General features: G+C 62.2%; 24 protein-coding genes and 1 other RNA gene. 7 read left to right on the plus strand and 18 right to left on the minus strand.

Annotated elements, in window-relative coordinates; translation table 11 throughout:
* Positions 1-130 precede the first annotated feature (130 nt).
* From ssrA to tyrS, 3 genes are all read right to left on the minus strand, one after another.
* Positions 131-505, minus strand: a transfer-messenger RNA (tmRNA) gene (gene ssrA / locus BMX99_RS15125).
* A 70-nt stretch (positions 506-575) separates the two neighbouring features.
* On the minus strand, positions 576-875 hold the full coding sequence (locus BMX99_RS15130; RefSeq protein WP_093453669.1) for a hypothetical protein: 300 nt from the start codon (positions 873-875) through the stop codon (positions 576-578).
* Between the two features lie 45 nt (positions 876-920).
* Positions 921-2,174, minus strand: a complete 1,254-nt coding sequence (tyrS, locus tag BMX99_RS15135; RefSeq protein ID WP_093453672.1) for a tyrosine--tRNA ligase — start codon at positions 2,172-2,174, stop codon at positions 921-923.
* A 78-nt stretch (positions 2,175-2,252) separates the two neighbouring features.
* Between tyrS and BMX99_RS15140 the strand changes: the two genes are divergently transcribed.
* Positions 2,253-3,359 (plus strand): anhydro-N-acetylmuramic acid kinase, encoded by a 1,107-nt coding sequence (locus BMX99_RS15140; protein WP_093453675.1) that lies wholly within the window; start codon positions 2,253-2,255, stop codon positions 3,357-3,359.
* Positions 3,360-3,365: 6 nt separating this feature from the next.
* Here the strand turns inward: BMX99_RS15140 and BMX99_RS15145 are convergent, their stop codons facing one another.
* A complete protein-coding gene (locus BMX99_RS15145) occupies positions 3,366-3,992 on the minus strand; it encodes a YitT family protein (protein ID WP_093453677.1) in 627 nt (208 codons plus the stop codon).
* 158 nt (positions 3,993-4,150) lie between these two features.
* Between BMX99_RS15145 and BMX99_RS15150 the strand changes: the two genes are divergently transcribed.
* Positions 4,151-4,711 carry a type 1 glutamine amidotransferase domain-containing protein gene (locus BMX99_RS15150; RefSeq protein WP_093453680.1) on the plus strand — a complete coding sequence of 187 codons (561 nt, stop codon included), beginning with the start codon at positions 4,151-4,153 and terminating at the stop codon, positions 4,709-4,711.
* Between the two features lie 93 nt (positions 4,712-4,804).
* On the opposite strand, the gene BMX99_RS15155 is transcribed toward BMX99_RS15150, so the two are convergent.
* The 7 genes from BMX99_RS15155 to BMX99_RS15185 all read right to left on the minus strand — a co-directional run bounded on the left by BMX99_RS15155 (position 4,805) and on the right by BMX99_RS15185 (position 12,519).
* A complete protein-coding gene (locus BMX99_RS15155) occupies positions 4,805-6,019 on the minus strand; it encodes an NADP-dependent isocitrate dehydrogenase (RefSeq protein ID WP_093453683.1) in 1,215 nt (404 codons plus the stop codon).
* A 131-nt stretch (positions 6,020-6,150) separates the two neighbouring features.
* Complete coding sequence (locus BMX99_RS15160) at positions 6,151-7,371, minus strand: MFS transporter (protein WP_139199560.1); 1,221 nt, start codon at positions 7,369-7,371, stop codon at positions 6,151-6,153.
* Between the two features lie 99 nt (positions 7,372-7,470).
* Positions 7,471-8,133, minus strand: a complete 663-nt coding sequence (locus tag BMX99_RS15165) for a DsbA family oxidoreductase (RefSeq protein ID WP_093453686.1) — start codon at positions 8,131-8,133, stop codon at positions 7,471-7,473.
* A gap of 27 nt (positions 8,134-8,160) precedes the next feature.
* The gene (locus BMX99_RS15170; RefSeq protein ID WP_093453688.1) at positions 8,161-9,681 is read right to left on the minus strand and encodes a class I adenylate-forming enzyme family protein; all 1,521 of its coding nucleotides are present in this window, start codon (positions 9,679-9,681) and stop codon (positions 8,161-8,163) included.
* A gap of 68 nt (positions 9,682-9,749) precedes the next feature.
* Complete coding sequence (locus BMX99_RS15175; protein ID WP_093453691.1) at positions 9,750-10,094, minus strand: hypothetical protein; 345 nt, start codon at positions 10,092-10,094, stop codon at positions 9,750-9,752.
* Positions 10,095-10,190: 96 nt separating this feature from the next.
* Positions 10,191-10,652: an arsenate reductase/protein-tyrosine-phosphatase family protein gene (locus BMX99_RS15180; protein ID WP_093453694.1), complete on the minus strand. Its 462-nt coding sequence runs from the start codon at positions 10,650-10,652 to the stop codon at positions 10,191-10,193.
* Positions 10,653-10,701: 49 nt separating this feature from the next.
* Positions 10,702-12,519 (minus strand): extracellular solute-binding protein, encoded by a 1,818-nt coding sequence (locus tag BMX99_RS15185; RefSeq protein WP_093453697.1) that lies wholly within the window; start codon positions 12,517-12,519, stop codon positions 10,702-10,704.
* Between the two features lie 434 nt (positions 12,520-12,953).
* Between BMX99_RS15185 and BMX99_RS15190 the strand changes: the two genes are divergently transcribed.
* Both BMX99_RS15190 and BMX99_RS15195 read left to right on the plus strand, forming a co-directional pair.
* Positions 12,954-13,727 carry a 3-hydroxybutyrate dehydrogenase gene (locus tag BMX99_RS15190; protein WP_093453700.1) on the plus strand — a complete coding sequence of 258 codons (774 nt, stop codon included), beginning with the start codon at positions 12,954-12,956 and terminating at the stop codon, positions 13,725-13,727.
* 3 nt (positions 13,728-13,730) lie between these two features.
* On the plus strand, positions 13,731-14,789 hold the full coding sequence (locus tag BMX99_RS15195) for a patatin-like phospholipase family protein (RefSeq protein ID WP_093453707.1): 1,059 nt from the start codon (positions 13,731-13,733) through the stop codon (positions 14,787-14,789).
* Here BMX99_RS15195 and BMX99_RS15200 read toward each other — a convergent pair.
* From BMX99_RS15200 to BMX99_RS15215, 4 genes are all read right to left on the minus strand, one after another.
* Entirely contained in the window at positions 14,782-15,471 is a 690-nt protein-coding gene (locus tag BMX99_RS15200) for a DUF502 domain-containing protein (RefSeq protein ID WP_093453710.1), read from the minus strand. The genes BMX99_RS15195 and BMX99_RS15200 overlap by 8 nt on opposite strands.
* 85 nt (positions 15,472-15,556) lie before the next feature.
* On the minus strand, positions 15,557-16,480 hold the full coding sequence (locus tag BMX99_RS15205) for a pseudouridine-5'-phosphate glycosidase (protein WP_093453712.1): 924 nt from the start codon (positions 16,478-16,480) through the stop codon (positions 15,557-15,559).
* 40 nt (positions 16,481-16,520) lie between these two features.
* Positions 16,521-17,414: a PfkB family carbohydrate kinase gene (locus BMX99_RS15210; protein WP_093453714.1), complete on the minus strand. Its 894-nt coding sequence runs from the start codon at positions 17,412-17,414 to the stop codon at positions 16,521-16,523.
* Between the two features lie 39 nt (positions 17,415-17,453).
* Positions 17,454-18,257 carry a DUF4198 domain-containing protein gene (locus BMX99_RS15215; protein WP_170848764.1) on the minus strand — a complete coding sequence of 268 codons (804 nt, stop codon included), beginning with the start codon at positions 18,255-18,257 and terminating at the stop codon, positions 17,454-17,456.
* Between BMX99_RS15215 and BMX99_RS15220 the strand changes: the two genes are divergently transcribed.
* The 3 genes from BMX99_RS15220 to tsf all read left to right on the plus strand — a co-directional run bounded on the left by BMX99_RS15220 (position 18,238) and on the right by tsf (position 21,376).
* The gene (locus tag BMX99_RS15220) at positions 18,238-19,395 is read left to right on the plus strand and encodes a HupE/UreJ family protein (RefSeq protein WP_244525559.1); all 1,158 of its coding nucleotides are present in this window, start codon (positions 18,238-18,240) and stop codon (positions 19,393-19,395) included. The genes BMX99_RS15215 and BMX99_RS15220 overlap by 20 nt on opposite strands.
* Positions 19,396-19,635: 240 nt before the next feature.
* The gene (rpsB, locus tag BMX99_RS15225; RefSeq protein WP_093453719.1) at positions 19,636-20,403 is read left to right on the plus strand and encodes a 30S ribosomal protein S2; all 768 of its coding nucleotides are present in this window, start codon (positions 19,636-19,638) and stop codon (positions 20,401-20,403) included.
* A 91-nt stretch (positions 20,404-20,494) separates the two neighbouring features.
* Positions 20,495-21,376: a translation elongation factor Ts gene (gene tsf, locus BMX99_RS15230; RefSeq protein ID WP_093453722.1), complete on the plus strand. Its 882-nt coding sequence runs from the start codon at positions 20,495-20,497 to the stop codon at positions 21,374-21,376.
* Positions 21,377-21,439: 63 nt separating this feature from the next.
* Here tsf and BMX99_RS15235 read toward each other — a convergent pair whose 3' ends face one another.
* The 3 genes from BMX99_RS15235 to BMX99_RS15245 all read right to left on the minus strand — a co-directional run bounded on the left by BMX99_RS15235 (position 21,440) and on the right by BMX99_RS15245 (position 24,189).
* Entirely contained in the window at positions 21,440-22,066 is a 627-nt protein-coding gene (locus tag BMX99_RS15235) for a DNA-3-methyladenine glycosylase I (RefSeq protein ID WP_093454367.1), read from the minus strand.
* A gap of 413 nt (positions 22,067-22,479) precedes the next feature.
* A complete protein-coding gene (locus BMX99_RS15240) occupies positions 22,480-23,277 on the minus strand; it encodes an autoinducer binding domain-containing protein (protein ID WP_093453725.1) in 798 nt (265 codons plus the stop codon).
* A 255-nt stretch (positions 23,278-23,532) separates the two neighbouring features.
* Positions 23,533-24,189, minus strand: coding sequence for a flavin reductase family protein (locus BMX99_RS15245; RefSeq protein ID WP_093453728.1), 657 nt, complete (start codon positions 24,187-24,189; stop codon positions 23,533-23,535).
* Positions 24,190-24,205: the final 16 nt, after the last annotated feature.

The following is a 24,205-nucleotide window of genomic DNA, read 5'->3' on the forward strand; positions in this document are numbered from 1 at the left end:
GCATAAGGTATTTTTTCCGAAACGGAAGCGATTAACTCCGGTCAGGCGGGGAAGTGATGGAAACTTGTCCTATCGCATCCCGAATGGGGTGACACAGGGCGCTGAATGGGCGGGTCGGAGGGGGGAGTGAAGTGCAGGTTTCTGTTGCCAGGTACCTGCGAACCCCGCCTTACACTGCTAGGCGCAAGGACTTAGATTTCGATTCCTCGAACTGCTTACGCAGCCAGAGCAACCGGAGCACGATTGTCGTTTGCAATTGTACTTGTTGAACCGATAACGGTGGTATCTCACCGAGACAAAGCAAACCCCTTTAGACGTCCGTCGATCCTATTTCGGCCCCCCGGTTCCGAATGCAGCCCCAAACGAAGGTTGCCGCCGGAAAGAGTTTGGTGGAGCCGCCGGGTACCGCCCCCGGGTCCGATCCGCTTATTACGAGCGCGTTTATGTCCATAGTCGGTTGCCCGACAGGGAAGATATAGGGGGGCTGGTGCGGGATTTCAACGGCGGAATTGGGGGCGCTGCCCCCAGGCGGCGGGGCCGCCTTCCCCCGGGATATTTAAGAAAACTAAAGAGGATCAGGGCGCGCAGGAGAAGGGCACGAAGGTCGAGGCCATGCCTTCGCTCATCGTCATGACGGTCAGCATGTTGGCCAGGGCGATTTCCTGGTCCGTGCGGGCGCAGACCTTTTCCGGGCCCGTGCAGCCGTTGGCGATGAAGGCGTCGTTTTCCTTCAGGAATCCGGGGCGGAGCCCGTCCTGTCCCAGGGCCGCAACGGCGTGATCGAAGGCAGATTGGTAGAGCGCGCATTTGCGGTCGGACCAATCGTCAGCGAGGCCCGGGGTGGGAAGCAGCAGAAAAAGGAGAAGGGCGCGCATCCTTGCGTCCGGCACCGGGGCTGGCCCGATGCCGGAATTGGCCGGTCAGCCGGCCAGTTTGACCAGCGCGTGGCGCTTCTTGCCGGCAGACAGCTTGACCGGAGAGGCCAGAGCGGCGGCGTCCAGCATCAGGCCCGCGTCAGACAGGGGCGCGTCGTCGATGCGGGCACCGTTGTCGGCGATCAGGCGCTTGGCCTCTTTCCCGGTCTTGGCGAGGCCCGTGCGCACGATCAGCTGGGCGACCGAGATGCCGTCGCCGATTTCCTCGGCCGTCAGCTCAAGCGTCGGCAGGTCGTCGCCCACGCCGCCCTTTTCAAAGACTTCGCGGGCCGTGGCCTCGGCCGCGGCAGCGGCTTGGGCGCCGTGCAGCAGGGTCGTGGCCTCATTCGCAAGGATCACCTTGGCATCGTTGATCTCGGACCCGCCAAGCGCGCCAAGGCGATCGCATTCGTCAACCGACAGTTCGGTGAAGATCTTGAGGAAGCGGCCCACGTCGGCGTCGGTCGAATTGCGCCAGAACTGCCAGTATTCGTAGGGCGAGAGCATTTCGTCGTTCAGCCAGACGGCTCCATTGGCGGATTTGCCCATCTTGCGCCCGTCCGAGGTGGTCAGCAGCGGCGTGGTCAGCCCGTAGATTTCGTGATCCAGAACACGGCGCGTCAGGTCGATGCCGTTGACGATATTGCCCCATTGGTCCGAGCCGCCCATCTGCAGCAGACAGCCGTAGCGGTTGTTCAGCTCCATGAAGTCATAGGCCTGGAGGATCATGTAGTTGAATTCCAGGAAGGACAGCGATTGTTCGCGGTCCAGGCGCGATTTCACCGATTCAAACGACAGCATCCGGTTGACGCTGAAGTGGCGGCCGATATCGCGCAGGAATTCCAGGTAGTTCAGGTGATCCAGCCATTCCGCGTTGTTCAGCATCAGGGCCGGGTTGCCAATCTTTTCGTAGTCCAGGAAGGACGAGAAGACGCGCTGCATCCCGGCGATGTTGTCGTCGATCTGCGCGGGCGTCAGCAGGGGGCGTTCATCGGCGCGGAACGAGGGATCACCCACCTTGGTCGTGCCGCCGCCCATCAGGGTGATCGGCTGGTGGCCGGTTTTCTGCAGCCAGCGCAGCATCATGACGTTCATCAGGTGGCCGACGTGCAGCGATTTCGCCGTGGCGTCATAGCCGATATAGGCGGTCACCATCCCGGCGTTGAGGGCGTCGTCCAGGGCCTGGTAATCGGTGCAATCGGCGATGAAGCCGCGCTCCTGAATGGTGGCCATGAATTCGGACTTGGGATGGTATGTCATGTCTCTTGTCCCGGATTGCTGTGCAGTGCAGTCTGTAGGGGGCAGTCTGTACAGGGCTGGCAGGCAAAGGAAAAGACCGTGTCGAACGCAGTGGGAAAGAAAGGGCCGGTCCGGGCCCTGGGGGCAATGTCGGGCACGTCGCTGGATGGGGTGGATGCCGCCGTCGTGGTGACCGACGGGCACGAGATCCTGGGATTCGGCGAAAGCGAATACCGCGCCTATTCCGGCGATGAGCGTGCGGCCCTGCGTGCGGCCCTTGGGCAATGGCCCGGCGGTCCGGACGTGGATGCGGCCGAGGCCGTGGTGATGCAGGCGCACCAGGCGCTTCTGTCCGGCTTCCGCGACGTGGCGCTGGTCGGGTTTCACGGCCAGACCCTGGCGCATGAGCCGCGCGGGCGGGGCACCTTTCAGATCGGCAATGGCGATGCACTGGCCCAGGCGCTTGGCCTTCCGGTGGTCTGGGATTTCCGGTCATCCGACGTGGAAATGGGCGGAGAGGGCGCGCCGCTTGCGCCCTTTTATCACCACGCCTGTGCCCGCTGGATGGGGGCGACGGCCCCGGTGGCCTTTCTGAACATGGGCGGCGTCGGCAACCTGACCTGGGTCGATCCGCGCATCGCGCGGCCCGAGGACGAGGGCGCGCTTCTGGCCTTTGACACCGGGCCTGCCAATGCGCCGGTCAACGATCTGGTCTTTGCCCGGCGCGGGTTGGAGTATGACAAGGACGGCGCGCTGGCGATGCAGGGCACGGTGGAAACCGGCGCTTTGGAGCTGTTCCTGGACGATCCCTATTTCTCGCGGATTCCGCCGAAGTCACTGGATCGCAACGCCTTTCCCGAAATGATGTCGCTGGTTGGCGAATTGGCCGATGCGGATGCGGCGGCGACGCTGATGGGGATGGCCGCGGCCTCGGTCCTGCGGGGGATGGAGCATTGCCCGGAGCCGCCCGAAAGGGTGCTGGTCACCGGAGGCGGACGCATGAACCCCGTACTGATGGAGATGCTGTCGGTCGCGCTGGACTGTCCGGTCCAGCCGGTCGAGGCCGTCGGGCTGGATGGCGACATGCTGGAAGCGCAGGCCTTTGCCTATCTTGCCGTGCGGGTGGCGCGGGGGCTGCCGACGTCGTGCCCGTCAACCACGGGGGTGAAGATCTGTGTCGGCGGCGGGCAGGTGTCGACGCCCTGAAGGGCGCTAGTCCGCGATATAGCGGTCGCGGTCGTGGTTGAAGGCGATGACGCCATTCAGGACGGCCGCGCCAAACAGCGAATATAGCACCACCGGCAGGTCGAACAGGAAGAAAGCGGCGGCGAAGATCACCGCGTCGACGATCAGTTGCACGTATCCGGCGCGAAACCCGGTGCGGTCCTGGATCAGCAGGGCGATGACGCCCAGCCCGCCAAGCGACCCCTTGTGGCGAAACACGCCCAGCAGCCCGAAACCGGTCAGAACCCCAAAGACCAGTGTGCCCAGGATCGGGTTCAGAACGTCGAAGTGCATCATACTGGGCAGCCAGTCCACCAGCACCGACAGGGCGGTGACGCAGAGGATGGATTTCAGAGTGAACTCTGGCCCCAGGCGACGCCAGGCAAAGGCGTAGAAGGGCAGGTTCACCAGGAAGAAGACCGTGCCAAAGCTGACGCCCGTCAAATACGAAATGATCAGCGCGATGCCCGCCGTCTGCCCGGTCAGGAAGCCAAGCGACGACAGGAACACGATTCCGACGCTGGCCGTGATCAGCGAAATACCCAGGCCCTGAATATCTTCGAGCCAGGTGTGCTTGTGCCGGTATTCGGTCGGTATCGGAAAAGGTGCGGGCATATCCGGGGCATAGCGGCAGCATGGCCTTGGTGTCGAGCGTTTCGCGTCCCGGCAGGGACCCGCCGTCGCGTCACTGCTTAGGAACCGGGCAGGCGATGGCGTCGTTGGTGGGGCAAGGGCGGTCACGGACCGCGTCACACCAAAGAAGGAGAGCAAGAATGCCCAAGATCGGCAACGCCCGCATCATCATCCTGTCTACCAACGGTTTCGAACAGAGCGAGCTTGAAGTGCCGCGCGACATGCTGCGCGCCGCCGGGGCGCAGGTTGATGTCGTGTCGCCGGATGGTGAGGACATCACCGGCTGGGACGACAAGAACTGGGGCCGCAAGGCCGAGGTCGCGCACAAACTGTCGGACGTGAAGGCGGGCGATTACGACGCGCTGGTCCTGCCGGGCGGCCAGATCAACCCCGACATCCTGCGCACGGACAAGCACGCCGTGGATTTCGTCAAGGCGATGCACAATGGCGGCAAGGTCGTGGCCGCGATCTGCCATGCGCCCTGGATGCTGGTCGAGGCCGGGATCGTGAAGGGCCGCAAGGTGACATCCTACCCGTCGATCAGCACGGATGTGAAGAACGCCGGTGGTCTTTGGGAAGACAACGAAGTGGTGACCGACAAGGGCATTATCACCTCGCGCAACCCCGGGGATCTGGACGCCTTTGTCGCCAAGATCATCGAAGAAATCGAAGAAGGCACCCACGACCGCGCCGCGGCGTGATCTTGGGGGATCATCTTCGTCAAAAGGTAGCAGAACGAAAGGCAGCCGATTGATCCGGCTGCCTTTCTTTATTCAGAACACTCGGTTTCGACCTTACCCAACCAGCGCCTTGTTCAGATTTTCGTCAATCTTTTCAAGGAATCCCATGGTGGTCAGCCAGCCCTGGTCCGGTCCGACCAGCAGGGCCAGATCCTTGGTCATGAACCCATCCTCGACGGTTTCGACGATCACCTTTTCCAGCGTGGTGGCAAAGGCCATCAGTGCAGTGTTCTGATCCAGCTTGGCGCGGTGCTTCAGCCCGCCGGTCCAGGCGTAGATCGACGCGATCGAGTTGGTCGAGGTCGCTTCGCCGGCCTGATGCTGGCGATAGTGACGGGTCACGGTGCCATGGGCGGCCTCGGCCTCGACGATCTTGCCATCGGGGGTCATCAGCTGGGACGTCATCAGCCCGAGTGACCCGAAGCCCTGCGCCACGGTGTCAGACTGCACGTCACCGTCATAGTTTTTGCAGGCCCAGACGAAGCCACCGTTCCACTTCATGCAGCAGGCGACCATGTCGTCGATCAGCCGATGTTCGTACCAGATCTTCGCGGCTTTGAATTTCTCTTCGAACTCCTGCTCATAGACCTCCTGGAAAATCTGCAGGAACTGGCCGTCATATTGCTTGAGGATGGTGTTCTTGGTCGAAAGGTAGACCGGCCAGCCCAGCTGCAACCCGTAGTTCAGCGAGGCGCGGGCGAAATCGCGGATCGAGGCATCCAGGTTGTACATGCCCATGAAGACGCCCGAGGACGGGGATTGATAGACCTCGTGTTCGATCTCGGTGCCGTCGTCGCCAACGAACTTCATCGTCAACTTGCCGGGCCCGGGGAACTTCATGTCCGTGGCCTTGTACTGATCGCCAAAGGCGTGGCGACCGATGACGATCGGCTTGGTCCAGCCGGGCACCAGGCGGGGCACGTTGCGGCAGATGATCGGCTGGCGGAAGACGACGCCACCCAGGATGTTGCGGATGGTGCCGTTAGGCGATTTCCACATCTTCTTGAGGTTGAATTCCTCGACCCGCGCCTCATCCGGGGTGATGGTGGCGCATTTGACGGCCACGCCGACCTCTTTGGTCTTTTCGGCGGCGTCGATGGTGACCTGATCCTCGGTCCGGTCGCGTTCCTCGATCCCGAGGTCATAATACAGAAGATCCACGTCCAGGTAGGGCAGGATCAGCTTGTCCTTGATGAACTGCCACATGATGCGGGTCATTTCGTCCCCGTCCATCTCGACAATCGGATTATCGACCTTGATCTTGCTCATGTCTGCCCTCGAAAAAGCTTGTGTCGGTTGCGCATAGGGTAGTGCATTCTCTCCGCGCGGGAAAGAATGCATACATATGTATACCGAAAAATTGTAACCAACGGGTTACCCGTGCCGGATCGTTTGGCGGCTCAGGTGTTTTGCGGCCGGTCCAGTTTGCGCATGCGCATCAAGGGCGGCAGGCACAGCGCCAGAAGGATCAACGTGCCACCAATCTGCGGCAGCGTGGTTTCGTTGAAGAACTGCGCAATCACCGTGGCAATGATGCCTGCGGTGATCGTGGCAATGGCGCCGATCACGGATGCGGCCAGACCGGCGATATGGCCAAGCGGCTCCATCCCCAGGGCATTCAGGTTGCCGATTGTCAGCCCCATCTGGAAGAAGATCGACAGCTGCCAAAGGATGTAGGTCCAGAAATACCATTGCTGCGACAGGCCGCTCAGCTGAAGGATCAGCACCAGAATGGTCAGCCCGAAGGTGATCGACACCGACAGCGTGATGATCGCGCGCATGCCGAATTTCATCACGAAGGCCGCGTTCACCATGGAAGACGTCGCGCAGAAGATGCCGATGCCAAAGAAATACAGCGCGAATTGATCGGACTTGTCGAAGATCAGGTCGAAGGTCGGCTGGATCAGCGAGATCGAGGTGAAAAGCACCCCGAAGATCAGCGTCTGCACATAGATCGAATTGCGCACCATCGGCAGAGCCATCATTTCCGAGAATGCCGTCCGGAAGGCCGCCAGGCGGAAGGGGCGCCGGGCCTCCGGGGCCAGCGGTTCGACCAGGCGGCTGTTGAGCCATAGGATCGAGATCACGGAAAAGACCATGAAGGCCACGAAGATCGACCGCCAGCCGCCGATCGACATGATGCCGGTGCCGAGAAGCGGGGCGAGTGCGGGCACGATGGTAAAGATGATCATGACAAAGGACACGATCCGCGCCATTTCCCGGCCGGAATACAGATCGCGCACAATGGCCAGCGACACGATGCGGGGGCCGGCAGCACCGATCCCCTGCATGACGCGGGCGGCGATCATCAATTCAAGCGTCGGGGCCGACCAGGCCAGCGCAGCACCCAGGATATAAAGCGCGGCACCCAGGTTGATTACCGATTTCCGCCCGAAGGCATCCGACAGCGGGCCGGTGAACAGCGTGCCGACACCCATGCCCACCATGAAGGCCGACAGGATCAGCTGCGACCGGTTGGGCGCGTCCGGGGTCAGTTCGCTGGCGATCTCGGGCATGGCGGGCAGCATGCTGTCGATCGAGAAAGCAACGGTCGCGACCATCATCGCCATCATGGCAATGAATTCGGACTGGGAAATGCGGGCAGAGGTGGCGGCGGACATGAAGGCTCCGGTATAGGGTCGGGTATCGCTAACACGGCTCCCGACCGGGGACCATTGCTGCGGGTGCAAAGCCGTCTTGTCGCGACAGCGTGGGCCGGGTCAGCCCTGCGCGGTGTCGTCCGTCAGCTGGCCGGAAATTTCGTCAATGACCTTCAGCCACAGATCGGCGGGCTGGGCCCCGGGCACGGCATGCTGGCTGGCCACGATGAAGGTCGGCACGGCGCCGATGCCCATTTCGCGCGAATGGCTGTCGCGGTCGCGGATCATCGTTTCGTCCGCGTCCGACCCCAGCAACCGCAGCACGACCGAGGCATCCATGCCGATGTGGTCGGCGATATCGGCCAGCACCTCGTGATTGCCGATGTCACGGCCTTCAACGAAATTGGCGCGGAACAGGGCGTCGACCATGGCGGTCTGCTTGCCCTCGATCCCGGCCCAGTGGATCATCCGGTGCGCGTCCAGCGTGTTGGGCGTGCGGGTGATGGCGTCCAGGTCAGCCTCAAGGTCGATGTCTTTGAAATGCTTGGCAATCTGTCCATAGACCTCATCCGCGCGGTCACCGAATTTGCCGGTCAGATAGGCGCGGCGATCCATGCCTTCGCGGGGCATGTCGGGGTTCAGCTGAAAGGGATGCCATTCGATCACAAAGGGATGGTCCGGCCTTTGGGCCAGGGCGCGGTCCAGCTGGGTCTTGCCGATATAGCACCAGGGGCAGATCGGGTCCGAGACGATATCAAGCTTGACGGCGTTTCCTGTTTCCAAGGGGCTGGTCCTTCTTGTCTTTTGATTTCAGGCGGTTGGCGCGGGCCAATGGTCGCGCAGGGCGCGGCGCAGCAGCTTGCCATTTGGATTGCGCGGCATCTGGTCGATGTGCACGAAGGCGCGGGGCTGCTTGTAGCGGGCCAGGCGTTCGGCGGCGGCCTGTTTCAGCATCGCTTCGTCCAGGGCCTCGGGGCCGGTATAGAAGGCGATGATCAGCCGCGCGTCTTTCTTCACCTCGCAATCGGTCACGCCGATTTCGGTGATGCCGGGGATGTCCGACAGCGCCGCCTCGACCTCGAGCGGCGAGACGCGGTAGCCGCCGGCATTCATCATGTCGTCGGCGCGGGCCATGTAGGTGATCTGGTGATCTGCATCCATGCGGCCGTGGTCGCCGGTCAGGAACCAGTCGCCCTGCATGCGCGATTGGGTTTCCTCTTCCGCGCCCAGGTAGCCTAGCATCAGGCCGGGGTCGTCGCGGTGGATGGCGATCACGCCTTCTTCATCCAGGCCCACGGGGCCGTCGGGGCCAAGGATCGCCACGCGGCGCCCGGTCTGGGGACGGCCAAGCGCGCCGGGTTTGGCGGGATGCGAGGGCGAGCCCGAGATGAAGGTCGAACATTCGGACATCCCGAATGCCTCGTAAAGCTCTCCTCCGCCGGCTGCGCGCCAATCGTCCCGGATCTGGTCCGAGACCTTTTCACCAGCGGTCAGCCCGTGACGCAGCTTTGGCAGAACGATTGATTCATGATGGCTGAGGATCTTGCGGTAAACACCCGGGGCAGCGGCAAAAATCGTCGCCTCATGGCGTTTCATCAACAGGGGCAGGGCCTGGGGATCGACGCCTTCGGCGGGGATTAGCGCGGTGGCCCCGACGGACCAGGGATCCATCAGCCCGGTGCCAAGCGTGTAGGTCCAGTTGAAGGCGCCCGCGTGCATCAGGCGGTCGTCCTCGCTCAGCTCATACCAGCCGTCGTGCATCATGCGGCGCGCCCAGATGGCACGATGCGCATGCATCACCGCACGCGCATTTCCGGAGGTGCCCGAGGTATAGACCAGATAGGCCAGGCGGTCGGGATCCCCCAAGGCCCAGTCGACGGGCGGCAGATCGCGCATCGCCTTCAACGCATCGGTGGTAATCACGGGCAGATCGGTCGTCGCCGTGGCAACCGCCGGGTCATGCAGGATGCCGGCGGGGGCGAGCCCGTCGATCATCTTCCCGACCTCGCGCGCGGTCAGCTGGGACGAGGTCGGCACAGGCACCAGACCGGCGGCAATGGCACCAAGGTAGGCAATCGGGAAATCAACGGTATTTCCCAGCCGCATCAGGATCTTGTCGCCGGGTGTGAAGCCGGCCTGCAGAAGGCCCGTTCCGGTTCCACGCACCGCCTGTTGCAGGCGGGCATAGGACCAGCGTTCAGCCCCCGACAGCCCCACCACCGAAAGCGCCACCTTATCGGCCAGCCGATCGGCATGGGCCAGCACATAGGCGGCAAGGTTGAAGGGGGTCGGGCATGGGGCAAAGGCCCCGTCGTCAAAGATCGCTTGCATGGCTCATGCGTATGCCCCGGCGGGCACCTGCGCAAGTCCCTGTTTCGCAGCCGTATAGGACCGGTGACCTAGCTTCGGCCCATGGGCGTCTGGGCCGTGTCGTCATCACCGAACAGGTCGTCGCGGTCATAGGGGTCTTCGCCCGGGCCCAGATTGCGGCCGGATTCCAGGATGTTGGTGTTGTCCCGCGTCGGGTCCATGGCCACATCCGTGGGGATCTGCCCCATGCGCCAGTCTTCAACCTGGGCCAGAACATCGCGCGATTCCTCGCCCGTCACGCCGGACAGGTACATGGCCAGCGCGGTCTGTGACCCGTCCAGGTTGAGCACGTCCTCTTCCCGGGCGTCGGGCCAGCGTTCCAGGATGGCGGGGGTGAAGGCGGTCCAGTTCTCAGAAATTTGGGTCCAGCGCATGAGATCCTCCAGGTGTCTTGGGTGTGTCCGTGTTCGGGGAGACAACCGCTGCACCAGAGGATGGTTCCAAGACCGGGGCCGGGCCTAGCGATAGGATTATTTCTTGCCGATGCGGTCCAGGGTGGCCTTCAGCTCACCCGGATCGAGGGTTTCGATCGCGTATTTCAGCAGCGCCGCAGCCCGCCGGTCCAGCAGGTCATAGGTCGCGCGAAAGGCGTCTTCCCAGCCGTCTTCGGGCTGATCGGCGGGGTCGGGGATGGCCCAGGTGGCGCGCACCGGCTGACCGGGCAGCTTTGGCGCGCCAAGGGGCGCGAGGCTCAGCACCAGATCCATCTCAGGGGCGCCCGGCTCCGCAAATTCGGCCAAGGGCGTCGACTGCAGGTCCGAGGTGTCGAAATCCTGTTCTTCCAGAAGCTTGAAGACCTGCGGATGCACGGACCCGGCCGGATCGGTCCCGGCGGAATAGGCGGTGACACGGCCCTGGCCGCGGGCGTTCAGGATCGCCTCTAACAGGAGAGAAGAGGAGGCGTTTCCGGCACAGAGAACAAGGATATTCATGATGGGGGTCGAAGGCTCAGAAAAAGGGCTAGGGCAGGTGGTGCTGGCCCTATTCGGGGGTCATCCACCAGACCTCGGGCAGGAAATAGACCGAGTCCCCATACAAAGGCGGATGATCGCGTCGGTAGTCAAGCCGCGCGTCATGGGCAATGCGTCCGACGTCGTAATTGTGGATCGGAATGACATAGCGCCCGGCGGTCAACAGCCGATCCAGGGCGCGGGTTGCGGCGGTGAAATCCTCGGCGCTGGTGGCGTTCAGCATGGCGTCGATCGTGGCGTCGATGGCGGGGCTGTCGATGCCGATGATATTGCGGGTGCCGGGCTGCCGGGCCACGTCCGATCCCCAATAGGTGCGCTGATCATTGCCGGGCGACAGGGAAAACTGCCGCCGGATGTCGGTCATGTCGAAATCCAGGTTGGTCAGGCGCAGCTGGTACTGGGCGTTGTCCACGACCTCTTGCCGGACCTGCATGCCCAGACGCTCCAGCGCCTTGATGTACAGATCCGCGATGGTCTGCAGCTGCGGCTGGCTTTGCGGCAGCAGGATGGTGAAGGCAAAGGGCTGACCTTCGGCGTTGCGCAGCTGGCCGTCCTGCACGGTCCAGCCGGCATCTTCAAGCAGGGCCACGGCCTTGCGGATGTTGCGCCGGTTGCGCGGCGATCCGTCTGAGACGGGCAGGGCGTAGCCCGCCATCGCGCCGGGGGGCAGGTCGGTCAGGGTGCCAAGGATCTCGGCCACGCGGCCCTGGGCGGGGCCGTCCTGCATCCCCAACTCACTGCCCGAGAAATAGGATGTGATGCGCCCCTGACGCCCGCCGGTCAGGGTTTCGTTGATATATTCGAAGTTGAAGGCATGCAGCATGGCATCGCGCACGCGAATGTCGTCAAAAGGCGCGCGGCGGGTGTTCATGGCAAAACCGGTGATCCCCGAGGGGCGGCCTGAGGGGATCTCGCTCAGCACGATGTCGCCATCGCGCACAGCGGGGAAGCCATAGTCGCGGGCCCATTTCTCGGCGTTGAATTCACGGTAATAGCTGATTTCGCCGCCCTTGAAGGATTCGAACAGCACCGCGCCATCGCCGTAGAATTCGATCTCGATCGTGTCAAAGTTGTTGGTGCCGCGCCGGATCGGCAGATCCTTGCCCCAGTAGTCAGGGTTGCGGGTCAGCGTGACCGACCGGGCCGGTTCGAAATCGCTGACCACATAGGGGGCAGAGCCGATCGGCGCTTCTTCGAGGCTGAGCGAGGTAAAGGCGCGATCGGCAAATTGCGCCTTCTTCAGGATCGGCCGCAACCCGATGATCAGCGCCAATTCGCGGTCAAGCTTGTTGAAGGTGAACCGGACGGACCGAGGGCCGGTCTGTTCCATCTTCTCGACCAGGGTCCACATGCCGCGATAGCGCGCGTTGCCTTCGGTGCCCAGGGTCTCATAGCTCCACATCACGTCTTCGATGGTGACGGGGCTGCCGTCGGAAAACCGGGCCTCTTCTCGCAGGGTGAATTCCACCCAGGACCGGTCGGGCGCGGTTTCAATCGATTCGGCCAAAAGACCATACAGACCGAAGGGTTCGTCCTGGTTCCGGTACATCAGGCTTTCCGAGATCAGGAAGCGCAGCTGCCAGGGCGGGTTGCCGGTGATGACGTAGGGATTGAGGCTGTCAAAGGCGCCTTCGTTGCCGCTGACCAGCTTTCCGCCCTTGGGCGCGTCGGGGTCGACGTAAGGCAGGGCTGTGAAATCTGCGGGAAGCGCCGGTTCACCATACATTGCGATTCCGTGCGCGGGCTGGGCCTGTGCGGGGGCGGAAAACAGGGCCGTGGCCAGCAGGGCCAGACTTGCCAGGGGCTGCATGAAAAAATCTGACCTCATTTTGGCAACAATCCCCGTTTCGCCTGTGTTTGTTGGCCGGGACCGTAGCTAGGCTTTTGCGTCTTATCAAACTTTTAGCTTGGAACGCGGCGATGGATTGCTTATAAAGGGGTCACTGCTCGATAGGTTTCTTGCCTGTATGAAACCTGCCTCAATAACTTAACGCCGGCTTCGTGCCGGCGTTTTTTTTGGCCTTATAGTCAACAAGACAAGGCCGTAAAGGCGCCCCAATCCCGGATGGTCCATTCTTTAAACCCTGCGTTTACCCGGGGTTACGGCGGGGTTAACCACGGCGAATCGAAACCGGCAGAACGGGCGCGCTGTTACCGCTAGCGGCAAACTGACACGGGCGCGGAACAGGGCGGTGATCAAATCAGTTTATTTTGCAGTTGCAGCACCTATGCTGCGCCCACGAGATCACAAAGGAATGCAAGATGTCTGTTGAAGGTAAAACCGTCGTCGTCACCGGATCGAACTCTGGTATCGGTCTGGGTGTGGCGCGGGCATTCGCCGGGGCCGGCGCCAAGGTTGTTCTGAACTCTTTCACCGATCGCGACGAAGACCACGACCTTGCCGCCGATCTGGCCAAGGAATTCGGAACCGAGGTCCGCTATATCCAGGCGGACATGTCCAAGGGTGACGACGCCCGCGCGCTGATCGAAAAGGCCGGGGTTTGCGATATCCTGGTGAACAACGCCGGGATCCAACATGTGGCACCGATTGACGAATTCCCGGTGGACAAGTGGAACGCGATCATCGCGATCAACATGTCCTCGGCCTTCCATACGACTGCCGCGGCGCTGCCGATGATGCGCAAGGCCGGCTGGGGCCGGGTGATTAACGTGGCCTCGGCCCATGGGCTGCGGGCCTCGCCCTTCAAATCGGCCTATGTGACGGCCAAGCACGGCATCGTCGGCATGACCAAGACCGTCGCGCTGGAAACCGCAAAAGAGGCGATCACCTGCAACGCGATCTGCCCCGGCTACGTGCTGACACCGCTGGTCGAGGCGCAGATCCCCGATACCGCCAAGGAATACGACATGTCCGAGGATGAGGTGATCGAGAAGGTGATCCTGGCCAAGCAGCCGTCCAAGGAGTTTGTCACCGTCGAACAGCTGGGCGACATGGCGTTGTTCCTGGCGTCCGACGCCGCCGCACAGCTGACCGGACAGGCGATCGCCATGGACGGGGGCTGGACGGCGGCCTGAGCCATGGTCACCCGGATCAACCTGGCGCTTCAGGGTGGGGGCGCACATGGCGCCTTCACCTGGGGCGTGCTGGACCGTCTGCTGGACGAAGAGGATATCGAGGTGGCGGGGATCTCTGGCACCTCGGCGGGCGCGCTGAACGGGGCGGCCTTCAAGGCCGGCTATGCGCGCGGCGGCCGCGACGGGGCCCGCGCCACGCTGGATGCGCTTTGGGCGCGAATGGGCGCGGTTCAGGACATGCGGCTGCCCGGCTGGATGGGCGGCCCGATTTCTTGGATGGAGAAGTTTTTCACCCCGCCCACGGCCGAGATCGCGCAGATCATGGAATATGCGCCGCCCTTTGTTGCCGCCAATATGCTGGATCAGGTGACATCGCCCTATTTCTACGGGCCTTTCTACCGCAATCCGCTGCAATCCGTCGTCGAAGCCTTTGATTTCGAAGACGTCTGTGCCGGTGAGGGCCCGCGTCTGTTCGTCTGCGCCACCAATGTGCGCACCGGCAAGCCGCGCATCTTCACCCGCGATCAGGTCACCACCGACGCCATCCTGGCCTCGGCCTGTCTGCCGACGCTGTTCCAGTCGATCGAGATCTATGACCCCGTCAGCGACCGAATGGAGGCCTATTGGGACGGCGGCTATTCCGGCAACCCGGCGCTGTTTCCGCTGTTTGAACCGGATCTGCCCGAGGATGTGGTGATCGTCAGCATCAACCCCTTGGAGCGCGACGAAATTCCGATCACGCCACAGCAGATCGAAAACCGCGTGAACGAGATCAGCTTCAACACCACCTTGCTGCGCGAACTGCGCGCCATCGCCTTTGTGCAGCGCCTGCTGGCCGCGCAGAAGATCGACACCGGGTCGATGAAGAACGTGCTGGTCCACATGATCTCGGACGACAAGATGATGCGGGAACTTTCGGTTGCGACCAAGATGGTGCCGAACCCCGTGGTGCTTCTGTCACTGAAGGCGGCGGGTCAGGCTGCGGCGGATGGCTTCCTTGCGCAGCACCGCGCGGCGCTTGGCAAAACGTCGACCGTGGATCTTCCGGGGATGCTTAGCTGACCTTTTCCAGCTTGGGCGGCTGGGACGGATCCTTGGCGTTCGGATAGACCAACCCGGCCGAGATCACCAGCTTGGCCGCGTCTTCCACGGTCATGTCCAGCTCGATCACGTCTTCTTTCGGGAAGAACAGCAGAAAGCCCGAGGTCGGGTTGGGCGTGGTCGGTACAAAGACCGACATCAGCGTCGATCCGGTCTGGGCGCGGGTTGCGACTTCGCCCTTGGCTTCGGTCGAGACAAAGCCGATGGCCCAGATATCCTTGCGCGGGTATTGCACCAGGCAGGCCTTTTCAAAGCTGCGGTCCTGCTGGTTGAACACCGTCTCGGCGATCTGCTTGGCCCCGGCATAGATCGACCGCACGAAGGGTAGCTGGTCCACCCAGCTTTCCGCATAGCGCAGCAGCGACCGGCCGATCAGCCCCTTGGCGATCCAGCCGACGATGATCGTGAACACCAGGAAGAAGATGATGCCGACGCCGCGCAGGTTGATGCCGATGTATTTTTCCGGCTGGAAGGTCTGCGGGACCAGCGGCAGCACCACGCCATCGACCCAGCCCGCAAGCGTCCAGATCAGCCAGATGGTCAGGCCGATCGGCAGGATAACGACGATCCCCGTCAGAAAGCTCGACCTAAGCCGGGCCAGAAGGCCGGGCTTGGGCATGTGTTCACTCAGCGGGTCGGTCATGGGTGGTTCCGTCAAAAGGCGCCAAGTTCCCGGCGCTGGCCAGAACCTAGGCGCTGCTTTCTGCAACGGCAATGGTGGGTTGCGGTTATTTTGAAGATGTTTTGGGCAGGGCGACCAATTCTTGGGCGATTTTCGCGGCCAGCCGGGCGTTGTTGCGGACCAGCGCGATATTCGTCGCAAGCGACCGGCCATCGGTCAGTTCGAAGATCCGTTGCAGAAGGAAGGGCGTGACCGCCTTGGCCTGGATCTTCTGCGCCTCGGCCTCGTTCAGGGCCTGGGCGATGATCGGGTCGATGACATCGCGGGGGATTTCATCGGCCTCGGGCACCGGGTTGGCGATCAGCTGACCACCCGCCAGACCCAGATCGGCACGGGTGCGCAGGGCGCGGGCCATGTCGGCGGGCGCGTCCAGCCGCAGGGGAGAGGCCAGGCCGCTGTCACGGCTCCAGAAAGCGGGCAGGGCGTCCTGACCGTAAGAGATCACCGGAACCCCAAGGGTTTCAAGCACTTCCAGGGTGCGAGGGATATCAAGAATGGCCTTGGCCCCGGCGCAGATGACGGTGACGGGGGTCTGGGCCAGTTCCTGAAGATCGGCCGAAATATCCATGGAGCTTTCGGCCCCGCGATGCACGCCGCCGATGCCGCCGGTGGCAAAAACCTCGATCCCCGCAAGATGTGCGGCGATCATGGTGGCGGCGACAGTGGTGGCCCCGGTGCCGCCGGTGGCGATGCAGACGGCCATATCTGCGCGCGACAGCTTGGCCACGTTCTTGGCCTGGGCCAGGTCTTCCAGCTGCGCGTCGGTCAGGCCGATGTGCAGCGTGCCGTTCAGAACGGCGATGGTGGCAGGCACAGCCCCGGCAGCGCGCACGTCGTCTTCGACCATGCGGGCGGTTTCCAGGTTCTGCGGATAGGGCATCCCGTGGGTGATGATCGTGCTTTCCAGCGCCACGACGGGCTGGTTGTTGGCAAGGGCTTCGCGGACCTCGACTGTGGTTTCGAACTGCATCTTTCGGCCTTTGTATCGGAGGAGTCTGAACAAGACGTTATCAGAGGGCGTTATCGCCCGAGACATAGCGCGCCGCGGCGGTCAGCGCCTGGGACAGCGCCTCTTGCCGGTCGGCACCACGGGTTTCGGCGGCGATATGGGCTGCCATGAAGGTGTCGCCGGCGCCAGTCACTCGGGTGACCAGAACCTCGGGCGGGGTGCCGGTGATCACGCCGGTCTCATCCGCCTCGGCGGCCGAACGTCCACCATCGGTGACGACCACCCGGCGCGCACCGCGTTTTATCAATGTTTCCGAGGCGATGGCGGCATCTGAAAAGGTGTTCTGACACAGCAGACCGGCCTCTTCCAGGTTGACGTAAAGCATGGCGCGGTGGTGATTGAGGAAGGGCATCAATCGTTCTGCCTTGCCGGGCGACGCCGGGGCGACACGCAGATCGGCCATTCCGAATTCAGGTGATACGGAAATATTTTCAAGCAGTTGCCGGGTAAGGTTCCCATCCAGCGCGATCAGCCCCTGATATGGCGAAACGTCCGTTCCGAGAGTGCCGTTCACCAGCGGGCGCAGGATCTTGTCGCCGGCGGCTTCCAGCGAATGGGCATCGGCAATGGCCGCGATCAGGCCATTCGCGCCTTCGACCGCCATGTAGCGATCCGTGGGCAGATCCTCGGACCGGTAGACGTGGCTGACGTCCATGCCAAGGTCGGCACAGGCGCGGATCAGCTCATCCCCTTCGGCGTCGCGCCCGATGGCGGTCAGAAGCGCGGGGCGCAGTCCAAAGCGTGCGGTGGCCATGGCGATGTTCATCGCAACACCGCCGGGCAGGCGGGTGATGCGGCCGGGCACGTCCGACCCTTGACGCATGACCGAAGCAGGGCGCCCGATCACGTCCCAGAGGACCGACCCGATACAAAGGATTTCCGTGTTTCCTGTCATATCCTGTCTTTGCCCCCGAAGCCGCACCGGGGCAAGCATCTATTGCGGCAGACCAAAGGTCATATTGGCCCAAAGGCTTTCCCACATGACGCCGGCCTCGATCGCCTGATCGCTTTCGGGTTCCCGGATCACCACCGCGTCGATCTGATAGGAGGCGCCCGCGCGCACCGGCAGGGTGACAAGGCCCTGATCGTCGGTGCGATAAAAACTGTGGGTGATGGCGTCGCCGGACTTCTCCCACATCTCGACCTGGGCGTCGGGCCTGGGCTGGCCCTGATATAGCAGAATGAGTTGGACGCTATCAATTCCATCCGCGAAGGGATTGGACTGCATGACAAATTCGGTTTCCATGCCAAAGTCGCGATCCGTTCCGTTACCCGGTTCTCCTCCGATTAACGTCTTAGCAAAGCGCCAATACCCTTCTGTTACGCCCTCCTGCGGCAGACCCCGCGCCGCATGGGTGTCGTTGAACCAGGGGGCGTCCTTGTGGGTAACGAAAGACTGGACCTTATCCCAGCTGTCATAGGTCAGTTTCGACATGGTCGAGCTGTAGGCCACAGCGGTCAATTCGTCACTAACGGTCAGAGTCATCCCCGGAAGATCGCCGGGCAAGCCCCTGTATTCTCGAAACTTCCCATCCAGAACGTACGATACGGAACCAATACGACGGTCAAACCAGCTCAGCTCGATCCCCTTGAAATCCTCGCCGTTGCGAAAACGGATGCCCACGTTCTCGCCGCTTGGCGCTTGATATCTGTCGGGTTCAAGCCAAAACTCATGGCTGGATCCTGCGTTTGGCAGGATGAGGAGCAAAGGGGCGAATATGAGTGTTTTCAGGTCCATGGGACGCAGGCTGAATGTCTGGCGCTTGGTGTCAAGGGTTGGCGTGCTGGCTGGCGCGCTTGTGATGGGCCAGGCGGCTGCCGCGCATGAGGTCCTTCCGACCATTGCCCAGCTGTCGTCAACGCCCGATGCGGTGCAGCTGGAACTGCGCATGAATGCCGAGGCCTTCCTGGCCGATGTCGATCTGGACGGGCTGGAGGATACCAATTCCTCTGCACAATCAGACGATTACGATCGCTTCCGCGCCTTGCCCCCGGCGGATCTGGAACGCGAGATCCGCAGCAACTGGGACCGGATCAGCGCCGGCATCGTCCTGCGGTCGGGCGATCAGGACATCCCGCTGACGCTGGATACGGTCGAGGTTGGCGAGGTCGAGAATGTCGAACTGACCCGTCCGACCCGTGTCGTCCTATCCGGGGCGCAACCGTATGATCGCGCGCCGCTACAGCTGGTCTGGCCCGAGGGACACGGAACGCTGGCGCTGCGCCAGGTTGGCGTCGAAAACGGCTATGCCGGTTACCTGGAGGGCGGCGAGACGTCCGAGATGATCCCGCAAGAGGGCGGCGCGGCGCAGACCGGCTGGCAGGCTTTTGTCGAATATATCCCCGTGGGGTTCGATCACATCCTGCCCAAGGGGCTGGATCATATCCTGTTTGTGCTGGGGCTGTTCTTCCTGTCGCCGCGCCTTGCACCGCTGCTTTGGCAGGTGTCGGCCTTTACGCTGGCCCATACCGTGACCCTGGCGCTTGGCGCGCTCGGGCTGGTGAACGTGCCCGGCAGCATCGTGGAACCGCTGATCGCCGCCTCGATCGCCTTTGTCGCCATCGAGAACATCTTCTCAACCAACCTGCATCGCTGGAGGCCGGCGGTAATCTTTGCCTTCGGCCTGTTGCACGGGCTGGGCTTTGCCAGCGTGTTGCAGGACTTCGGTCTGCCGCAGGCACAGTTCATCCCGGCGCTGATCGGGTTCAACGTCGGTGTCGAGTTCGGTCAGCTGACCGTCATTGCGCTGGCCTTCATCGCCGTGGGCGCGTGGTTCCGCCACAAGACCTGGTATCGGTCGGCAATTGCGGTTCCGGCTTCTGCGGTGATCGCCTGTGTCGGGATCTACTGGGCGATCGAACGCACCTTCCTGTAAGACAGGACCGACCATGGGGTGCGCCCGACGGGGCGCATCCACCTTTCCAGGGGCCCATTCAACGGGCCTGACCGAGAAAGCCGGGAAGGGGACTTGCCAAAGGTCAGGGGCCGGTGTAATGCACCGCCACTCAATCCCGCAGGTGGGGTCGGGCCTTTGGGGGAGACATCCCCAAGCGTCCACCGGTTGAAGCATCCGCTTCTCACCCCCGCCGAGGCTAAACCGGAAAGGAAAACGGACATGGCTCTTCCCGAGTTCACCATGCGCCAGCTGCTTGAAGCCGGCGTTCACTTTGGTCACCAGACGCAGCGTTGGAACCCCCGCATGGGCGAGTTCATCTATGGCGCGCGCAACGGCATCCACATCATGGACCTGACGCAGACCGTCCCGATGCTGGACGCTGCTCTGAACGTCATCCGCGAAACCGTCGCCAAGGGCGGCCGCGTTCTGTTCGTCGGCACCAAGCGTCAGGCCTCGGCCCCCGTCGCAGAAGCCGCCGAGAAATGCGCGCAGTACTACATGAACCACCGCTGGCTGGGCGGCACGCTGACCAACTGGAAAACCGTTTCCCAGTCGATCAACCGCCTGAAGGAAATCGACGAAAAGCTGGGTTCCGGCGCTGAAGGCCTGACCAAGAAAGAGCGTCTGGGCATGGAACGCGACCAGGAGAAGCTGACCGCATCCCTGGGCGGCATCCGCGAAATGGGCGGCGTTCCCGACCTGCTGTTCGTCATCGACGTGAAAAAAGAACAGCTGGCCATCGCCGAAGCCAACAAGCTGGGCATCCCGGTTGTCGCCGTTGTCGACACCAACTGCTCGCCCGATGGCATCGACTACATCATCCCCGGCAACGACGACGCGGCGCGTGCGATTTCGCTGTACTGCGACCTGGCATCGCGCGCAGCCCTGGACGGCATGACCGCCCAGCTGGGTGCTGCTGGCGTTGACGTTGGCGCAATGGAAGAAGCCCCGGCCGAAGAGGCTGTCGAGGAAGCCGCAGAGGCGTAAGCCACGCGACACCTTCGGGTTTCATGAAAACGTCATGGGTCGCGGGTACGCCCGCGGCCAAGACCATTCCCAAGACATGAGGAGAGCCGAAATGGCGATCACTGCTGCACAGGTGAAAGAACTGCGCGAAATGACCGGCGCAGGCATGATGGATGCCAAGAAGGCGCTGGTGGAAACCGATGGCGACATCGAAGCCGCCGTTGACTGGCTGCGCACCAAGGGCCTGGCGAAAGCCGCCAAGAAATCCGGCCGTACCGCCGCCGAGGGCCTGGTGGCCGTCGCCGTTGAAGGTGGCAAGGGTGTTGCTGTCGAAGTGAACTCGGAAACCGACTTTGTCGGCAAGAACGCCGAATTCCAGACCATGGTGAAAGACATCGCCGGCGCCGCGCTGAACGTGTCCGACATCGAGGCGCTGAAAGCGGCCGATCTGGGTGGCAAGACGGTCGAAGAGACCATCACCAACAAGATCGCCACCATCGGGGAAAACATGACCCTGCGCCGGATGGAAACCGCAGAAGGCGATCAGGTCGTGTCCTACGTGCACAACGCTGCGGCGGACGGCATGGGCAAGATCGGTGTTCTGGTTGCGCTGAAAGGCGACAACGAAGCCTTCGGCAAGCAGGTCGCGATGCACGTCGCTGCTGCTGACCCGCGCCCGCAGGCCCTGAACGAATCCGAAGTCGATGCCGAAGTCATCGAAAAGGAACGTCAGATCCAGATCGAGATCGCACGTGAATCCGGCAAGCCGGAGCAGGTGATCGAGAAGATGATCGAAGGCCGGATGAAGAAATTCCTGTCCGAGATCACCCTGGTGAACCAGGCCTTCGTCGTGAACCCCGACCTGACCGTCGGTGCGGCCGCGAAAGAAGCCGGCGTCGAGATCCTGGGCTATGTCCGCCTGGAAGTCGGCGAAGGCATCGAGAAGGAAGAAGAAGATTTCGCAGCAGAAGTGGCCAAGGCCGCTCAGGGCTGATCGCCCGCTGTTTCAGATCTGGAAAGGGCCGGGGATTTCCCCGGCCTTTTTCTTTTGGGCGGATCAGGTGTTGTCCAAGGCCGCTTGGGGCCGTTTCAGCGCCGCACGGGTCCGGGTGACGGCGTCACGGATATGGCAGCCCTCGGCGTGGTCATTCAGCAGCCCCATGCTTTGCATGAAGGCAAAGACGGTCGTGGGGCCAACGAACTTCCATCCGCGCTTTTTCAGGTCCTTGGCCATGGCGATGGCAGAAGGGCTGGTGGTCATGCTTTGCGGCGCACCCAGTTCGTCCTCGGACGGCTCCCAGGACCAGACATAGGCGGCAAGGGTGCCTGTCTCGACGATCAGTTTCTCTGCGCGGGCGGCGTTGTTGATCACGGCGTCGATCTTGCCCTTGTGACGAATGATACCAGCATCGTTCAAAAGGCGCGTTCTGTCTGCGTCGGTGAACTTAGCAACCTTGTGCAAGTCAAAGTTTTCAAACGCGGAACGAAAGTTCTCTCTCTTTGCCAGAATGGTTCGCCAGCTTAGCCCCGACTGGAAGCTTTCCAGGCAAAGCTTCTCGAACAGGTGGCGGTCATCGGTGACGGGCCACCCCCATTCCTCGTCATGATAGGGGATGAAATCCGTCGTCTGATGCACCCAGTGGCAGCGTTGCCTGCCATCGGGGCCCGTGGTCAGCTGTGCCATCTGCATCCTCTTGCCCTGCGCCGTACAGGCACAGGAGACAGGCAAGACGCCTTGCGGTCAAGGCGGCCATGGGGCCGTGATCAGGGCAGGGGCTGGATACAAGAACGGTGCCGACCAGAGGTCGACACCGCCTTATAACGTCCGCGGGCATAAATGGGGATGGTGCCCGCCGGACTGCCGGAACGAAGGTGGATCAATACACCTCCGCCCGGCTCCGGTTTCCCGGTCGAAGACCAGAGCCTCGGTATATCGAGGGGTGGTTTCCGAATGTTCCATGGCCATAAAGCCACCACTCACGGAACCTCTGCAGATTGCAATCTGACGCGGCGTAACGAAAGTCAGGGAATCCTTACCTTTTGGTCAAACACGTCATTCAGAGAATTGAATGTTGTTTATTTCCAGTGGCTTAGAGATCACGCTTCCAGGACGAACATCTGATTTTGGAATGCCGCTTTCAGCACTGCCTGGGCCGTTGTCTCGACATTTAGCGCCTCACGCGCAAGCCGCAGATGCTTCTCAACCGTGGCGGGTGTCAGGCCCATCAAAAGGGCGATATCGGCGGTGGTTTTTCCATCGCCAACCCATTGCAGCGCTTCGCGCTGACGCCTGGTCAGGCCGCGCGACGGGCCGGCATAGGGCAGGGTAAGAATCTTCAGGTGCGCGACGTTGTTCATCACCACGATATCGCGGCCATGGTCGGCCCAGATGCGATCGCAGTCTTCCTGGGACATGCCAGGGTTCGCGGTCAGCGCGATGGCGCCCTTGGTGCGGGGCGAGATCGATTTGAAGCTGATGGAATAGCCGGCGGTCACCTCGTGACGGCGGTTGAACTCCAACACGCTTTTTTCACTTTCGGTCAGCGTCCCGCTGGCCATCATGTCGCGCACAATGGACCAGCTGCAGGCACCTTCGTGTTCCAGCGCCCAACGGACCATGGGGGCGTGGAAATACAGACCCTTGCCAAGGAAGCCGTCGGTGTAATCCTTCGCGTGGTTGGTCAGGATCACGAAATCCTCGGGATCGCCCAAAGAGGTCGCGGTGCGGTAGCGGGTAAAGCCATAGATCAGACGATCAAAGCCGTAGGCACCCATGCGGTCGCAATGCAGCTGCCACAGCTCCTCGATGGACTGCGCATTGGTCAGCTGCTCAAGATAGTCGCGGCGCGTGTGGCTGCGTTCATCCCGGGTGCGGTGCGCGGAGGCGGCTGTCATGCAAGTCCTTCAGGTTGTAGATGCTACCGAGCGTCTATTACTAAGGGCTATGGTCCAAATGTCGAGGGGATCAGCCGCAATTTCCCCTGCGTAACCATCCGTTATTTACATAATACTGATTACACGCAACATGGATATACTTGGAACGACCCCCTGTTTGTCCACAGTATCCGTGTTTTGACGCCTCGAGATCACTTTGTCATCCCTGAGCGTCGTCTGGGCCGATACAGAACCCTGCACCGACCCGGAAGCCTGTTAGGACGATCGCCCCTCCATCCCGGATGCCAGACTTGACGGCGCGCCCGGGATCCGCATCTCGAACGTGCTCTCGATCGCGGTGTAGTCGTAGTAACCCATCCGCGCCAATGGTTTGATCTTTGGCACCATCAGCTTGCCCTCGGCCGAAATCACGTCGTCCTGCACGTGGATACGCACCACTTCGCCATAGACGATGTCCACCCAGGTGTCCTGGTTCCCCCCGGAAAGCCGATGCGTGCTGAGATAGCGGCATTCGAACTGTGCCGGGCTTTCCGCAACCCGAGGAGCCTTGGCGTCGATCGACGCGGCCTTGGTCAAGCCGGCGCTGACGAATTCGTCCTCTTCCGGTGGCGTATCCATACCCGAGATGCTGACCGCCTCGCGCAGGTCGTAGGTTGCCATGTTCCAGACAAACCACCCGGTTTCCTCGGCATTCACCACGGAATCCTTGCGCCGCGCGCCCCTGCGATGGTTCGCGGCAAACATCACCATGGGCGGATCGAAGTTCAGGTTCTGCCACTGGCTGTACGGTGCCAGATTGTCGATCCCTTGCCGGCTGGTGGTGGAAATCCAGCCGATCGGGCGCGGCACCGTACAGGCCTTGAACGGGCTGAACGGCAGCGGACATGGTTCTTTTCCTGGTGCATAGTGCAAGTGGTGGATCCTCCCT

It is taken from the genome of Pseudooceanicola nitratireducens (genome assembly GCF_900109195.1).
GTDB classification, from domain to species: Bacteria; Pseudomonadota; Alphaproteobacteria; order Rhodobacterales; family Rhodobacteraceae; genus Pseudooceanicola; species Pseudooceanicola nitratireducens.

Coding starts and splice junctions, on each gene's coding strand:
- BMX99_RS15130 (WP_093453669.1), bottom strand. CDS start 875: ATGCGCGCCCTTCTCCTTTTTCTGCTGCTTCCCACCCCGGGCCTCGCT.
- tyrS (WP_093453672.1), bottom strand. CDS start 2,174: ATGACATACCATCCCAAGTCCGAATTCATGGCCACCATTCAGGAGCGC.
- BMX99_RS15145 (WP_093453677.1), bottom strand. CDS start 3,992: ATGCCCGCACCTTTTCCGATACCGACCGAATACCGGCACAAGCACACC.
- BMX99_RS15150 (WP_093453680.1), top strand. CDS start 4,151: ATGCCCAAGATCGGCAACGCCCGCATCATCATCCTGTCTACCAACGGT.
- BMX99_RS15155 (WP_093453683.1), bottom strand. CDS start 6,019: ATGAGCAAGATCAAGGTCGATAATCCGATTGTCGAGATGGACGGGGAC.
- BMX99_RS15160 (WP_139199560.1), bottom strand. CDS start 7,371: ATGTCCGCCGCCACCTCTGCCCGCATTTCCCAGTCCGAATTCATTGCC.
- BMX99_RS15170 (WP_093453688.1), bottom strand. CDS start 9,681: ATGCAAGCGATCTTTGACGACGGGGCCTTTGCCCCATGCCCGACCCCC.
- BMX99_RS15175 (WP_093453691.1), bottom strand. CDS start 10,094: ATGCGCTGGACCCAAATTTCTGAGAACTGGACCGCCTTCACCCCCGCC.
- BMX99_RS15180 (WP_093453694.1), bottom strand. CDS start 10,652: ATGAATATCCTTGTTCTCTGTGCCGGAAACGCCTCCTCTTCTCTCCTG.
- BMX99_RS15185 (WP_093453697.1), bottom strand. CDS start 12,519: ATGAGGTCAGATTTTTTCATGCAGCCCCTGGCAAGTCTGGCCCTGCTG.
- BMX99_RS15190 (WP_093453700.1), top strand. CDS start 12,954: ATGTCTGTTGAAGGTAAAACCGTCGTCGTCACCGGATCGAACTCTGGT.
- BMX99_RS15195 (WP_093453707.1), top strand. CDS start 13,731: ATGGTCACCCGGATCAACCTGGCGCTTCAGGGTGGGGGCGCACATGGC.
- BMX99_RS15200 (WP_093453710.1), bottom strand. CDS start 15,471: ATGACCGACCCGCTGAGTGAACACATGCCCAAGCCCGGCCTTCTGGCC.
- BMX99_RS15205 (WP_093453712.1), bottom strand. CDS start 16,480: ATGCAGTTCGAAACCACAGTCGAGGTCCGCGAAGCCCTTGCCAACAAC.
- BMX99_RS15210 (WP_093453714.1), bottom strand. CDS start 17,414: ATGACAGGAAACACGGAAATCCTTTGTATCGGGTCGGTCCTCTGGGAC.
- BMX99_RS15220 (WP_244525559.1), top strand. CDS start 18,238: ATGAGTGTTTTCAGGTCCATGGGACGCAGGCTGAATGTCTGGCGCTTG.
- BMX99_RS15215 (WP_170848764.1), bottom strand. CDS start 18,257: ATGGACCTGAAAACACTCATATTCGCCCCTTTGCTCCTCATCCTGCCA.
- rpsB (WP_093453719.1), top strand. CDS start 19,636: ATGGCTCTTCCCGAGTTCACCATGCGCCAGCTGCTTGAAGCCGGCGTT.
- tsf (WP_093453722.1), top strand. CDS start 20,495: ATGGCGATCACTGCTGCACAGGTGAAAGAACTGCGCGAAATGACCGGC.
- BMX99_RS15235 (WP_093454367.1), bottom strand. CDS start 22,066: ATGGCACAGCTGACCACGGGCCCCGATGGCAGGCAACGCTGCCACTGG.
- BMX99_RS15240 (WP_093453725.1), bottom strand. CDS start 23,277: ATGACAGCCGCCTCCGCGCACCGCACCCGGGATGAACGCAGCCACACG.